The 13,956-nt window shown below is 54.0% G+C and carries 14 protein-coding genes and 1 pseudogene; 12 read left to right on the top strand and 3 right to left on the bottom strand.

What is annotated here, in order from left to right; genetic code table 11:
• Positions 1-48: 48 nt before the first annotated feature.
• A complete protein-coding gene (locus tag ACO6S1_RS19395; protein ID WP_422344176.1) occupies positions 49-1,392 on the bottom strand; it encodes a dicarboxylate/amino acid:cation symporter in 1,344 nt (447 codons plus the stop codon).
• A gap of 185 nt (positions 1,393-1,577) precedes the next feature.
• On the opposite strand from ACO6S1_RS19395, the gene ACO6S1_RS19390 reads away from it, so the two are divergent.
• Positions 1,578-3,134: a class I adenylate-forming enzyme family protein gene (locus ACO6S1_RS19390; RefSeq protein ID WP_422344175.1), complete on the top strand. Its 1,557-nt coding sequence runs from the start codon at positions 1,578-1,580 to the stop codon at positions 3,132-3,134.
• A gap of 70 nt (positions 3,135-3,204) precedes the next feature.
• Here ACO6S1_RS19390 and ACO6S1_RS19385 read toward each other — a convergent pair whose 3' ends face one another.
• The gene (locus ACO6S1_RS19385; RefSeq protein WP_422344174.1) at positions 3,205-3,768 is read right to left on the bottom strand and encodes a PEP-CTERM sorting domain-containing protein; all 564 of its coding nucleotides are present in this window, start codon (positions 3,766-3,768) and stop codon (positions 3,205-3,207) included.
• A 256-nt stretch (positions 3,769-4,024) separates the two neighbouring features.
• Here ACO6S1_RS19385 and ACO6S1_RS19380 point away from each other — a divergent pair, with 256 nt between their 5' ends.
• The 11 genes and pseudogenes from ACO6S1_RS19380 to ACO6S1_RS19330 all read left to right on the top strand — a co-directional run bounded on the left by ACO6S1_RS19380 (position 4,025) and on the right by ACO6S1_RS19330 (position 12,677).
• Positions 4,025-5,677 carry a tetratricopeptide repeat protein gene (locus ACO6S1_RS19380; RefSeq protein WP_422344173.1) on the top strand — a complete coding sequence of 551 codons (1,653 nt, stop codon included), beginning with the start codon at positions 4,025-4,027 and terminating at the stop codon, positions 5,675-5,677.
• 81 nt (positions 5,678-5,758) lie between these two features.
• Positions 5,759-7,318: a glutamine-hydrolyzing GMP synthase gene (guaA, locus tag ACO6S1_RS19375; RefSeq protein ID WP_422344172.1), complete on the top strand. Its 1,560-nt coding sequence runs from the start codon at positions 5,759-5,761 to the stop codon at positions 7,316-7,318.
• A gap of 119 nt (positions 7,319-7,437) precedes the next feature.
• Positions 7,438-8,445, top strand: coding sequence for a zinc-dependent alcohol dehydrogenase family protein (locus tag ACO6S1_RS19370; RefSeq protein WP_422344171.1), 1,008 nt, complete (start codon positions 7,438-7,440; stop codon positions 8,443-8,445).
• A gap of 79 nt (positions 8,446-8,524) precedes the next feature.
• Complete coding sequence (locus ACO6S1_RS19365; RefSeq protein ID WP_422344170.1) at positions 8,525-9,241, top strand: endonuclease III domain-containing protein; 717 nt, start codon at positions 8,525-8,527, stop codon at positions 9,239-9,241.
• Positions 9,238-9,660: a GNAT family acetyltransferase gene (locus ACO6S1_RS19360; protein ID WP_422344169.1), complete on the top strand. Its 423-nt coding sequence runs from the start codon at positions 9,238-9,240 to the stop codon at positions 9,658-9,660. The genes ACO6S1_RS19365 and ACO6S1_RS19360 overlap by 4 nt, the downstream gene beginning before the upstream one ends.
• Before the next feature lie 25 nt (positions 9,661-9,685).
• A complete protein-coding gene (locus tag ACO6S1_RS19355) occupies positions 9,686-10,111 on the top strand; it encodes an AAC(3)-I family aminoglycoside N-acetyltransferase (RefSeq protein ID WP_422346248.1) in 426 nt (141 codons plus the stop codon).
• 53 nt (positions 10,112-10,164) lie between these two features.
• Positions 10,165-10,326 (top strand): annotated as a pseudogene (locus ACO6S1_RS19350) (endonuclease III); the annotation flags it as partial.
• Positions 10,327-10,362: 36 nt separating this feature from the next.
• On the top strand, positions 10,363-10,731 hold the full coding sequence (locus ACO6S1_RS19345) for an ArsC family reductase (protein ID WP_254054360.1): 369 nt from the start codon (positions 10,363-10,365) through the stop codon (positions 10,729-10,731).
• Positions 10,732-10,765: 34 nt separating this feature from the next.
• Positions 10,766-11,308 (top strand): metal-dependent hydrolase, encoded by a 543-nt coding sequence (locus ACO6S1_RS19340; RefSeq protein WP_422344168.1) that lies wholly within the window; start codon positions 10,766-10,768, stop codon positions 11,306-11,308.
• Positions 11,275-11,559: a DUF427 domain-containing protein gene (locus ACO6S1_RS19335; protein ID WP_422344167.1), complete on the top strand. Its 285-nt coding sequence runs from the start codon at positions 11,275-11,277 to the stop codon at positions 11,557-11,559. Before ACO6S1_RS19340 ends, ACO6S1_RS19335 begins: the two co-directional genes overlap by 34 nt.
• Positions 11,559-12,677, top strand: a complete 1,119-nt coding sequence (locus tag ACO6S1_RS19330) for a glycerophosphodiester phosphodiesterase (RefSeq protein ID WP_422344166.1) — start codon at positions 11,559-11,561, stop codon at positions 12,675-12,677. Before ACO6S1_RS19335 ends, ACO6S1_RS19330 begins: the two co-directional genes overlap by 1 nt.
• On the opposite strand, the gene ACO6S1_RS19325 is transcribed toward ACO6S1_RS19330, so the two are convergent.
• Entirely contained in the window at positions 12,659-13,885 is a 1,227-nt protein-coding gene (locus tag ACO6S1_RS19325) for an MFS transporter (RefSeq protein ID WP_422344165.1), read from the bottom strand. The genes ACO6S1_RS19330 and ACO6S1_RS19325 overlap by 19 nt on opposite strands.
• Positions 13,886-13,956: the final 71 nt, after the last annotated feature.

Genomic DNA, 13,956 nt, shown 5'->3' with positions numbered 1-13,956 from the left:
CCTTTGCTTGAGAGGGTGGGCCTGTTTCGAAAATTGTGTCGCCAGGGGTTAAACGCTTTGTTCGGATGTTTGTTCCACAACTGGAACGGCAACATTGCGCAGCAGGGTGCTTGCCGTCAGGTCGCCAGCGACATTGACGCTGGTGCGGCTCATATCCAATATCCGGTCCACGCCCATCACGATGACCATGCCATCGGCCGGTATCCCAAAACCGGCGGAAACGCTGGCCAGAATGGCGATGCTGACACCCGGTGTTCCCGGCGCGCCAATGGACGATGCAACCAGCGTTACGGTCATCACCATGATCTGACCCGCGTTCAATTCAATGCCGGACATTTGGGCGAGAAAGAGGATCGCGACGCTTTGATAGAGCGCGGTCCCGGCCATGTTCATGGTAGCCCCTAGCGGCACCACGAGGTTCGCAACGTCGCGCGGGACACCGAGCTTCTTCGCCGACTGCACGGTGCTGGGCATGACGGCTGTGGAGCTGGATGTCGAAAAGGCCAGCAGCAAGGTCTCACCGGTTTGTCTGAAAAACCTGGCAGGCCCTATCCGGCAAAATATGGCGAGTATGGCGAGGTAAAGCAGGAACAGCAGCAACAGGCCAAGCAACACCGTTCCGACATAGGCAGAAACCGCGATCAAAGTATCGAAACCGATCTGCATGACCAGCTGGGCCATCATGCCAAAAACCGCCAGGGGTGCGAGAAACATGGCCCATTTCACGATAGTCATGCAGATTGACAGTAGCGCGTCGAGCACAGAAAGAAACGGTTCGATCCGGTCGCGCGTAACCTGTGTCGCAGCGACGCCGACTAGCAAGGCAAGAATGACGACTGCCAGCAAATCGCCCTGAACGATGGACGCGGTCGGGTTGTCGGGCAAAATCGCGGAAATCAGTTCTGGTGCCTTGCCAAGATCAAAGGTGGCCTCGTCGCCATTCGGAACTGCGGTTCCGGATGAAATCCCGAATGATCCGGAAAGGGCATTACCGGGACGCAAGATGTCGGCAAGTGTAATGCCAATGGCAGCAGCGGCGAACGTTGTTGCGATTACAAATCCGGCAAAGCGCAGCCCGATGCGTTGCAGCGCTTCGCTTGAACCGCTGCCGGTCAGGCCACCAATGATCGAGGCAAATACCAGCGGCACCAGCACCATAGCGATAAGGCCGAGAAAAAGCTGACCGGGAAGCGCAAGCCATGCGCCCAGCCAGCGCGCGGTTTCCGCGGAAATGAGGCCGCCTTCCGGGCCGAGCAGCAATCCGGCTGCAATGCCGAGCACCAGTGCGACCATGACCTGCGCCCATAGCCGTGTCTGGATCCAGCTGTGCATTTTCGCCGATTGCTGGCCAAGGCGAATGGACGGTAGCTCTGGAAGAGGCGCTATTGGCATGGGTGTGCTGTTTCCGTTTCAATGGGCATGACAATATGGATTGTCCTCTCAGAAACGAGAACCGGTTCTGCGTCAGGCCGAGCGGGGTTTCCCGTTATCCGTTTGTCGAAACAATAGGTAATGTTCCGGATCAATGGCGAAATGCCGGATTGCATTTTTCCGCACAATGCAGGAAACAGCGGAACATGACAAAAATTGACCCTATCGCCTATCTCAACCAACCTTTTGGTCACTTATCCGATCTCATCAATGCCCATGCTGTCAACCAGCCGGATCGCATTGCCCTGGACGATGGGGAGGAACGGTTGAACTGGCGGGAAACTGCGGCTTTGGTCAACCGGGTGGCAGCCCAGTTGCAGGCAGATGGGCTGAAAAAGGGGCAGGCGGTATCCATCCTCGGAGCGACAACTATCCGCTATGCTATCGCCTATCTTGGCGCCATAGTTGCCGGCGGTTGTGCGGCCCCATTGACAACTTCCGCAACTCCAAAACAGCTTGCCAACATGATGGCAGATAGTGGTGCGATGCATTTGTTCGTCGATAGCGCCAAGCGCGCTGAGCTTTTCGAAAGCGGCATCGACCTGCCAAAGCTCCGCCATATCATGATGGATCAGGCGGAAGATGATGCGCCATTGATGCACGACTGGATGGCGGAAGAGGGCGAGATGCCCGCTGATCCCGATGTCGGCCCCAAAGACCCGTTCAACATCATCTATTCCAGTGGCACGACCGGCACGCCCAAGGGCATTGTTCATAGCCGCCAGATGCGTTGGTATCAGATGGCGGTCGGGGAAAATTCGGGATATGGCCAGCCGGGCCAGGTTTCGCTCTTTTCCACCCCCCTTTATTCGAACACGACGCTTGGTATATTTGTCGCAACAGTGGCCTATGGGGGGACTTCGATCCTCATGCGCAAATTTGATTGTCAGCGCTGGCTGGAACTGGCGCAAGAGAATCGCGCCACGCATACGATGCTGGTCCCGGTGCAATATCAGCGGTTGATGGATTTTGAAGGCTTTGATGATTATGATCTCAGCAGCTTTACCCACAAATATTGCACCAGTGCGCCGTTCTCGGCGGAACTGAAAGCAGAGGTGATAGAGCGCATGCCGGGCGGCTTGATCGAGATTTATTCGATGACCGAGGGCGGGGTGGTTTGCATTCTCTTGGCGCATCTCTTTCCTGATAAACTGCATACGGTCGGAATTGCCTGGGGTGGGAGCGAGGTGATTACGGTGGATGAAGACCTGAACCGCTTGCCGCCAGGCGAAATGGGCGAGTTGGTAGGCCGTTCGCAGACGATGATGAGCGGCTACAAGAACCAGCCGGAGAAAACCGAAGAAGCCAGCTGGTATGACGAAAATGGGGACCGCTGGCAGCGGATGGGCGATATTGGCAGGGTCGATGAGGACGGATTCATCACGCTGATGGGGCGCTCTAAGGACATGATTATCTCTGGCGGATTCAATATCTATCCGCGTGATTTGGAAGAAGCCTTAATGGCTCAGGCAGGTGTTGCTGATGCCGCTGTGATAGGAGTGGCTTCCAAACAGTGGGGCGAGACGCCTGTGGCTTTCGTTGTGCCAGAAAACCGCGCGATGCTGGACCCGGAAGCGGTAAAAACGTTAACCAATGCAGAACTGGGCAAAACCCAGCGGCTTTCGGAAATCCGCCTTATTGACGAACTGCCACGCAGTCATATTGGCAAGATACTGAAAACTGAGCTTCGCAAACTCGTCTAAGGTTCTCGAATAAGAAAAAGGGCTGGAAACCGAATGGTCCCCAACCCTTGGTGCTTCAGTAACCTGGAATCTATGCCGCGGCAGGCAGACCCATCTTGGCTTTGGCCTTCACCATCGTGCGGCGACGTCCAAAGGCCAGGCCAGCCAGGCCGAGGCCGAAGAGACCCAAGATGCCGGGTGCCGGAACAGGGGTTCCGCCAGAGCTGCCGCCGGTTGACCCGGTGTATTTCAAATTGCCTTTGCCATCGAAATCATAAATCCGGCCCCAACGGTCACGCCCGTAGGTCCAAAGGAAATTAAAATTATTGCCCAAAGAAATCTGCGTATATTTGGGACGGGTGGAGTGGAAGGCATTGTAGGTGCGGCCATAGCGACTAAAAGTTCCGCTGATATCACTGGCGAGATAGGTGGTCTTCTTTGCAGCGCCGGTAAAACCTTTCAACTTATTGCTGGAGACCGTCAGATCGATATTGCGGCCGCTGTAAGTTGCGGTGCCTGCCGATGAATCAATGGCGATGTTGGCATTGCCAATACCGTTGCTGATATAAGCATCATAATTGTAGATAGCGGCACTTGCAGGCGCAGCAGCCGTGATGGTCGCTGCAAGTCCGGCAAGGATCATTGTCTTTTTCATCTTCGAAGTTCCTTCATCTCTCTTCAATTTAATGTCCGCCGATATCGCCGGACTGCCAAAACTGAGTTGCTATAATGAAAGCAATAGCCGTGCCATTCAGAAAATATTATTAAAAATCAGATGTTTATACGTTAACTGTGACTGTTAACCGGGCGATAACGTTAAATTACCCGACATATCGGCTGGTCGGAATGGGTGCGGTCCGCAAGCCCACTTCATTAGTCAAAAAGAAAGAAATACCGGCTATCAAACGCCCATGAAAATTCGTAATTTCCCCTCTCCAGTCAGCCAAGCCATCACTCATGCCTTGCTGATTGTAGCGCTGGCTGGCTGCTCTTCTGGATCAGAACATCCGGTGCAGGATGCATCGACGGCTATAGAGCGACAGGATTATGCAGCCGCGCGCATATATCTGATGACGGCTTTGAAAGAAAATTCTCAAGATCCGGAGGCCAATTATCTTTTTGCGAAAACGCTGATTGAACTTGGCGATGCGGAAGGAGCCGAGGCGGCCTTGCGGAAACTGGAGGGCGTCGACAGCTATCAGGCAAAACGTCTGCCGCTTTTGGGCAAAATGTTGCTGCTTAAGGGACAGAATGACAAGGCGCTGGAGCTGGCAGCCAACCCGTCGGGCATTTATGCGGCCGAACTGGCGGCGATAAAGGCGATGGCGCAATATGCTCTCGGTCAGACCGAAGAAGCGGAAGCAAGCCTCGCCTCCGGACTGGCGGCTGCTCCCGACCATGCTGAGCTTTTGTGGATTGCTGGCAATCGCAATCTTGAAATTGGCGATCTCGACGCCGCCGCTGGCAACGCCGCTGCTGCCCTGAAGCAAAGCCCCGCAAGCATGGAGGCCTTGCTGCTGTCTGGCCGGATAGCATTGGCCAAGGCGGACGGAATGAAAGCGCTTGAGATATTCTCAAAAGTCCGGGAATTGCGCCCCGACAATATCGCGGCTGAATATATGCGCGGCGCGTTATTGCTGGATTTTGGGCGGCGTGAAAAGGCACGGCAGAGCTTTGAAACGGTTCTCGCCAATTCCCCCATGCATCCGTGGGCGACCTATTTCCTCGCGCAAATGGATTATGATGAAGGTGATACGCATGGCGCGTTCAACCGGATTCAAAATTCTAAAGCGGATCTTTCGCAAGTGCCTTTGTCGCTGCGCCTGACTGGCTTTCTGGAGTTGCGGCGCGGCAATGTCGAGCAAGCGATTGAACCACTGAATCGATATTTGGCAACGCATCCCGCCGATGCGGAGGCCGTATCTACTCTGGCACGGGCACTGATTAAGGCGGGAAATCATAAAGATGCTTATGAAGCAATTGCTCCGGTTGCCGGTTCAACGACAGCGCCGCTGGATGTCTTGAAACTCGCCGCAAGTTTGGCCAACAAAGCGGATAGCTGGACTGCAAGCGCTTATGCAGATCGTGCGGCTGCATTGGAAAAAGACCCGGCAAGAAATACGATCTTCCGGGCCGAGCAGGCGATTATTGCCCAGGATTGGGCCAAGGCGGCAAAGCTTTACGAAGACCTACTATCAAAACCGCATCCACAAAAGCCGATGCTGCTCAACAATGCGGCTATGGTCCAACTGAACCTCTCCAGGGGCGATCAGGCGGTCAAGCTGGCGCGTCAGGCGCTCGCACTGGCCCCGGACGATCCGATGGTGAAAGACACATTGGGGTGGATATTGTTGCAAACGCGCAAAGACAAAGAACAGGCTCTGAAACTCATTCAGCAGGCCGCCGATATCATGCCACAAAATATCGAAATTCGCTGGCACCTTGCCAACGCGTTGGCCGCCAATGGCCAAAAAGAATCTGCGCGAACGATTGTTGCGAGTCTTGCGGCAGTCGCGGAGGGTGATCAGAAAATTCAGCTCGACAGTTTACGCGCCTGGCTGTGATATTTTCCTAAGCCCAATCTGATCGCCCTTCCTGGGGTAAAAAATATAGACTCTTTCGGCGCGTCAGATTAAGCGCATCCCATGTCCATAGCCCATGAAGAAACCATCCTGATCGTCGATTTCGGCTCTCAGGTCACGCAGCTTATTGCCCGCCGGGTCCGTGAAGCGGGAGTCTATTCGGAAATAGCCCCGTTTAACAACGCCGAAGCGGCCTTTAAGCGATTGAAACCCAAAGGGATTATCCTGTCGGGTGGTCCATCCAGCGTCACAGATGATGGCAGCCCGCGTATCCCGCAGGCGTTTCTCGATGCTGATATTCCGGTACTCGGCATTTGCTATGGCCAGCAGGTTATGACCACCCAATTGGGCGGTCAGGTTGAAGGTGGCGAGAGCGGCGAATTTGGCCGCGCCTTTATCGAGATTGCCGAAAGCTGCGTATTGTTCGACGGCCTGTGGAAGGTTGGCGAAAAGCACCAGGTTTGGATGAGCCACGGCGATAAAGTCACCGAATTTGCCCCCGGCTTCCGCATCGTCGCAACCACAGAAGGCGCGCCTTTCGCGATTATCGCGGATGACGACAAACGCTTTTACGGCATGCAGTTTCATCCCGAAGTCGTGCACACGCCCGACGGCGGCAAGCTGATTGCCAATTTTGTTCGCCATGTCTGCGGCTGTGCCGGCGACTGGTCGATGGCAGAATTCAAGGCGGCTAAGATCAAGGAAATTCGCGAGCAGGTTGGCGACGGCAAAGTCATTTGCGGGCTTTCGGGCGGCGTCGACAGCGCGGTCGCGGCAGTGCTGATCCATGAAGCGATCGGTGAGCAGCTTACCTGCGTCTTTGTCGACCATGGATTGATGCGGATGGGTGAGGCGGATCAGGTGGTGAGCCTGTTCAAGGGTCATTATAATATTCCGCTGGTGCATCTCGATGTCGAGACATTGTTCCTCAACGGCCTGAAAGGCGAAACGGACCCGGAAAAGAAGCGCAAATTTATTGGCAAGACCTTTATCGATGTGTTTGAGATTGAAGCAAAAAAAGTCGGTGGCGCGGACTTCCTCGCACAAGGCACGCTCTATCCCGATGTGATCGAAAGCGTGAGCTTTACTGGCGGACCCAGCGTGACGATCAAATCGCATCATAATGTCGGCGGCCTACCAGAACGCATGAATATGAAGCTGGTCGAACCCCTGCGCGAACTGTTCAAGGATGAAGTCCGCGCATTGGGCCGCGAACTTGGCCTGCCGGAAATTTTCGTCGGGCGCCATCCGTTCCCCGGACCGGGTCTAGCCATCCGTATTCCTGGCGAAGTGACCAAAGAGCGCTGCGACATTTTGCGCAAAGCCGACGCTATCTATCTGGAAGAAATCAGAAATGCCGGTCTATATGATGCGATCTGGCAGGCCTTCGCAGTTCTGCTCCCGGTCAAGACCGTGGGTGTGATGGGCGATAGCCGCACCTATGACAATGTCTGCGGCCTGCGCGCCGTGACCAGCACCGATGGCATGACCGCCGATGTTTATCCCTTTGACGCGAGTTTCCTGACGCGGGTTTCGACGCGCATTGTCAATGAAGTGAAGGGGATTAACCGGGTGGTTTATGATTATACCTCGAAACCGCCGGGAACTATTGAGTGGGAGTGAATGGAAGTCTCATTGGCTTCGATTGAACTTTTCATTGCGATTAGCTCGTTTTTCAGCGGTCCTTCGACAGGCTCAAGACGAACGGGTAAGGGGTTATAAATAAAAGAGGAAATATCGTCATGAAAGCCATCCAACTCCACGCCCCAGCATCGCTCGACAACCTCAAACTCGTCGATCTCCCCGACCCAGCGGCCCCCGGTCCCGGCGAAATCGCCGTCCGGTTGCGCGCCTCCAGCCTCAACTATCATGACTATGCGGTGGTCAAGGGCATGCTGCCAACCGCCGAAAACCGCATACCGATGTCCGATGGCGCGGGCGAAGTGACGGCCGTGGGCGAGGGCGTGACCGCGTTTAAAACCGGCGACGCCGTGGTTTCCACCTTCTTCCCCGATTGGATAGACGGCGCTCCGCCCGAAGGCGGGTTTCAGCGCGTGCCTGGTGACGGGATTGATGGCTATGCCTGTGAGCAAACGGTTGGCCCGGCGACAGCCTGGACGCACGCACCAAAGGGCTATAGCGCCGCCGAATCGGCAACCCTGACTTGCGCAGGCCTGACCGCCTGGCGCGCGTTATTCGTGGATGGTTGCGTCAAGCCGGGTGACACCGTGCTGGTGCAAGGTACCGGCGGGGTGTCGATATTCGCGTTGCAATTTGCCAAGGCGGCTGGCGCGAAGGTGATCGCAACCTCTTCTTCCAACGAGAAGCTGGAGCGGCTCAAGGACTTGGGTGCAGACCATCTGATCAATTATAAAGAGGTTGAGGCCTGGGGGCCAAAAGTGCTCGAACTGACGGGCGGGGCCGGTGTCGATTGCGTGGTGGAAATCGGTGGTCCGGGTACGCTCGACCAGTCGATGATGGCGACGCGCATCGGCGGTCATATCGCGCTAATCGGCGTGCTGACCGGGTTTGCCGGTCCCGTGCAAACGGGCTTGCTGATGGCTAAAAATCTGCGTGTACAGGGCCTGACTGTTGGCAGCCGCGCGCAGCAGATCGACATGATCGCAGCCATTGAGGCCAACGGCATCAAGCCGATGCTCGACAAGCATTTCCCGCTTGCAGGCCTGGCCGATGCTTTCCGTCATCAGGAATCAGGCGCGCATTTCGGGAAGATTATTGTCGATATCTGATCGGTAGTTCGCGCCGTCTGTTAGCCTGAACAACGCAATATTCTTGTGAACAGCGATGTCTCAAGGCATTCTCCTTGGCATGCAAGTAACTTTCGATTTCGATTCCCGCTCCGCCTTGCTGGATTGCATCCAGCAGCAATTAATCGCGCGTTTCGGGCGGATTGTGCGCCCTGCGGAAAAGCGTCGCGATCCGGTTTGGACGCTGGTGCAAGGAGTTATCGGCGCGCGGTCGAAGACTGCGATATCAAACGCCTCGACCGACCGGTTATTGGCTGATAGCCGAAGTTGGGAAGCCGTAGCGGCGTTAGAGGCAGAAAAACTAACGGATTATCTTGCCAATCAGACTTTTCCAGACCTGTCCGCAGGGCGTTTAAAGGATTGTCTGTCGGAAATTATCAGGCGGCGCGGCGCTGTCGACCTGTCGCATCTGGAGAGCATGAGCACAGCAGAAGCAATGGCGTGGCTCGAATCCCTGCCTGGCGTCGCTCGTAAAATAAGTGCGGGCGTGGTGAGCAACAGCACGCTGAGCCGCAAAGCATTGGTGATCGACACACATCATCGCCGTGTGGTCCAGCGCATCGGACTGGTGCCGCCCAAAGCGGATACCCCGCGCGCTTTTGATAACCTGATGCCGGTCTTGCCGCCTGATTGGTCGGCGGCGGATATTGATGAGCATCATTTGCTGATCAAGCGGCTGGGACAGACGCATTGTCGGCCTTCGCGTCCTGATTGCGCGACTTGTCCATTGCTCGGCGATTGTCGGACCGGGCAGGCGACCGAAAAGAAAGTATCGTGAATACAGAGCCGACAACTCGGCTGGCAGGTCCGGATGATTGTTGCGACGTGATCACCCTTTGGCAGAATTGCGGCCTCACACGTCCTTGGAACGATGCCGCTGGTGATTTCACACGTGCTATAGATAATCCTGCTGCTGATATCTTGTGCCTTGAAGAAGGCGGACGCTTGGTGGCAACGGTCATGGTTGGCTATGACGGCCATCGCGGTTGGGTATATTATCTTGGCGTTTCGCCGGATCGTCGCGCGCAGGGTCTGGGGCGCCATTTGATGGAGGCTGCCGAAATATGGTTGCGCGAGCGTAATGCGCCGAAAATCCAGTTGATGGTGCGAGAGGATAATAAGCAGGCCATCGGATTTTATGAAGCGCTGGGCTATGAAGTGCAACCGGTCGTGACCATTGGTCGGCGACTGAAATGATCATCTATGGCTTTGCGCACTAGCGATAGATGCCTTGCTGAGTGTTTTTGGAGCGGCGTTCGAGGATAGGGATACTTATGATCCCGGTGCTGCCAGAGACGTGTATCTCGAAAAATTGCTGGCTCGCGATTATGTCATTGCGCTGGTTGCGCAAGTTGATGGAGAAGTTGTTGGCGGGGTTGCAGCCTATGAAATGGCAAAGCTGGAACAGGAACGCTCTGAGATATACATCTATGATTTGGCGGTGTTGGAAAGCCATCGCCGACGCCATATTGCAACGCTGCTGATCAATACTGTCCGAAAAATTGCTGTCGATCGCGGCGCCTGGATGGTGTTTGTTCAGGCTGATCATGGGGATGATCCGGCCATTGCCCTCTACACAAGCCTCGGGACCCGTGAAGATGTTTTGCATTTTGACATCGCTCCGTCCGATATGGCGACAGGAAGATAGTCTCTAGAATCGTTAGCGATACAAACCTTCACCGGGTCCGCAACCATATCGGATTGACCGATGCGAAGGTCGCCGGCAACATTGCGCTACAATTAGAAGAGCGAAGCCCTGATTGGGCTTTGCAAGATGGGCATTTCTGGCTTATTCAGTTCGGGAAGAAAATCTGCACATCCCGGAGTCCGAAATGCGACCGGTGTCCCGTGAGCGACATTTGTCTCTGGTTTGCTGCGCAGAAAAACAGGGTGAAGACTATGAGTAATGAGACCAAGATGTATGGTATTTCCAATTGTGACACGATCAAGAAGGCGCGCAACTGGATGGAGAAAAACGGGATAAACTATGTTTTCCATGATTATAAAAAATCCGGTATTACCAAGGATATGCTGGAACTCTGGGTGATGCAGGTGGGTTGGGAGCCGCTGCTCAACAAGCGCGGTACGACGTTCAAAAAACTCCCCGACATGATGAAAGAAAATATAGACGAAAACAGCGCGATCATGTTGATGGCGGAAAATCCCAGCATGATTAAGCGTCCGGTGCTTGAGCATGGCGATGAATTGGTCGTGGGCTTCAAAGCCGCAGACTATGAAGCGGCTGGTTTGACGGCGCGTAACAGCTAGAATGCTGCGGTAGTTCGGGCTGATGCCGACAATTATGTCCCACGCCGCAATCCCGATTGCGGGAGCTTTGCTATTGGGACGAAGCCGACTGTCGTTACCCGTGATTGCTACCGGTATAGTCTTTTCGATGTTCCCCGATGCGGATGTCATCGGGTTCAGATTTGGCGTTGATTATGCAGATGGTTGGGGCCATCGCGGAGCCACTCACTCGTTGCTATTCGCTGCCGCTGCGGCTCTATTCACTGTCGCGTTGGTTCGGCCACAGCGCTATGTCTTGGCGGGCCTGTTCCTGTTCATTTCGATGGCTTCGCATGGGCTCCTCGATACGTTGACCAATGGCGGATTGGGGGCGGCTTTGTTTTGGCCCTTGGACGAAACCCGTCATTTCGCGCCGCTGACGCCAATTGCTGTGTCGCCGATCGGCATTGCAGATTTCATCTCCGCGCGTGGTATAAAAGTGTTACAATCAGAAGTTATATGGATTTGGACACCGTTGACCATTTCAGTCGCGATGATTCTTGGTCTGAAACACTGGAGAGTAAAATGGTTACAGCGAAATGGAACGGCGCAACAATAGCGCAAAGCGATGACACCGTGACTGTTGAAGGCAATCATTATTTTCCGCGCAATTCCGTTAAGACCGACTTGCTGATCGATAGTGAAAAAACCAGTTTTTGTCCTTGGAAAGGCACGGCATCCTATTACTCATTGGTCGTTGATGGAGAGACCAACGTGGATGCAGCATGGTATTATCCTGAACCAAAAAATGCGGCCCATGAGATAAAGGACCGGATCGCTTTTTGGAACGGTGTGGTAGTTTCAGAATAATGCTGGGCCGGGTTCTATTTGCATTTTCGATGTTGGTCATAGTCAGTGCTTGCGGTGTCCAATCGGAGAATAATGACATGCCTGTAACAGCTGTTGCTACCCTGTCGGGTGAACCACCAATTATTATAGCGCATCGCGGGGCCAGCGGGGAGTATATCGAACATACGCTGCAGGCTTATCAGAGGGGAATTGACGACGGTGCTGACTTTATCGAGCCGGATCTTGTATTAACCAAAGACGGCATACTGGTCGCTCGGCATGAAAACGAAATTAGCGGAACGACCAACGTTGCAGACAAGTCGGAATTTGCTGATCGTAAAACAACCAAGACGATTGATGGACGCGACTATGAAGGCTGGTTCACCGAAGACTTTACCCTTGCCGAATTGAAAACATTACGCGCGAAAGAGCGGCTTCCAGAACTACGGCGCTCCAATATGGAATTTGACGGCCAGTTTGAAATTCCGACTTTCGAAGAGGTTTTGCAACTGCTCAAAGCGTATGAGAAAAAAACTGGCAAGCGCGTGGGTATCTATCCTGAAACCAAGCATCCATCCTATTTCGCTTCCATCGGGCTGGCTCATGAAAAACCTATGCTAGAATTGCTGGGTAAATATGGCTTTGAAGATGCCGATGATCCGGTATTTATCCAATCCTTTGAAATCGGCAATCTTCAAGCTCTGGCGACCCAAACGGAAATCCGGCTGGTGCAACTGGTTGCCGACGAGGGTGGTCCTGTAGACCGTGAAGATCAATCCTATGCGGATATGGTAACGCCATCTGGGCTTGTCGAAATTGCAAAATATGCCAGTGGACTGGGGCCTGCAAAATCACTGGTAATTGGCCGCGACACACTGGGCCGCCTTTCTGGTTCTAAAGGATTGGTTGCCGCCGCACATGAAGCGGGTCTGGTCGTTCATCCTTGGACGTTCCGCAGGGAAAATTATTTTCTGCCCACCGATTACAAGCGCGGGATTGATCCTGCCGGTAGCGGTGACCTGGAAGGAGAAATTCGTGCCTTTATTGCAGCTGGTGTCGATGGCATTTTCATTGATAATCCGGCGCAGGCAGCGGCCGTTCTCAAGAAACAAGCGTCGCGTCAGGCGGAAGCACCATAAAAGCGCCGGACCGTGACTATATAGATGATTATCGAAAGCGACATCAACGCAGCCCCAACAAGAAATGGCGCGCCAGGAAAATAAATCCCCTGAGCATCGGCATAGGCCCCGAAAATCATAGTCATAACCACCGGACCGAATATCGCGGTCAGGCTGATCATGCTGGCCACGGCTCCCTGCAATTCACCTTGGGAGTCTTCGTCAATCCGGCTACTCATCATCTGTTGCATAGCTGGGAAGGCGAAGCCGCTAGCCGCACCAATGACGATACCAAGATAGACAAAAGAGTCGGACGGCGCGAAAGCGAAACAAAGATAGGCGGGTATACCAAACATCAGGCTGATCAAAGCGGTTCGTCTTTCACCCATTTTTAAAATGACTGGACCGGTTAGAACACCTTGGACGAGAGCCAATAATATGCCGAATAGGGCAACGCTGAGCCCAATTTCAAACTTGCTCCAGTCAAAGCGTTCGATCAGCCAATAGGCCCAAACAGCAATTTGAGCCTGCGCAGCGAGTTGAAGCACGAATATCGCCGATAAAAATCCGATGACGAGAGGCGTTTTCGCCATTTGGATGATGCTGCCCAACGGATTTGCGCGGGTGATAGAGAAAGCACGGCGCTTTTCCTCGGGTAATGTTTCTTTCAGGATCAAGATGCCAATAGCCGTACCAACAAGCGCCAGAATTGATGCTGCGATGAAGGGCAAGCGGTCACCATATTCCCCCAATATACCGCCAATCCCTGGCCCGATGACGAATCCGAAAGCGCCTGCGCCGCCTAATATACCGAAAAACTTCCCACGCTCTGCGGGTTTGGCGACATCTGCCACACAACTATTGGCCGCTGCCCAACTTGCGCCCATGATGCCGGAAATGATCCGGCCGATGAACAGCCAAACGAGGTCAGGAGCCCAAGCCATGATCGCATAATCTAGCCCAAGCAAAAATAAGGTTGTCAGCAGTACAGGCCGCCGTCCGAAACGGTCGCTCAAGCCGCCAATTACCGGGGCAAATAAAAATTGCATCATCGCGTAAGCGAACAACAGCCACCCGCCAATTTCCGCAGCGCGATCAATGGACGCGCCGGTCAGGCCGGTGATAAGCGACGGCATAACAGGAAGGATTAAGCCAATCCCCATCATATCGATAAAGACAATGAACGCGACAAACAGCAATATGGACTGCGGCTTTCGGGCCGATGTCATAAGGAATTCCAATAGTTTGGAGAAGCAAATTGCAGATGTGAGTCGTGAGATGCCTATTTGATGCCGCAATT

The organism is Parasphingorhabdus sp. (assembly GCF_965233695.1).
GTDB lineage: Bacteria > Pseudomonadota > Alphaproteobacteria > Sphingomonadales > Sphingomonadaceae > Parasphingorhabdus.
The sequence above is the reverse complement of the archived record's forward strand: the minus strand, read 5'-3'. Positions and strand labels throughout refer to the sequence as shown.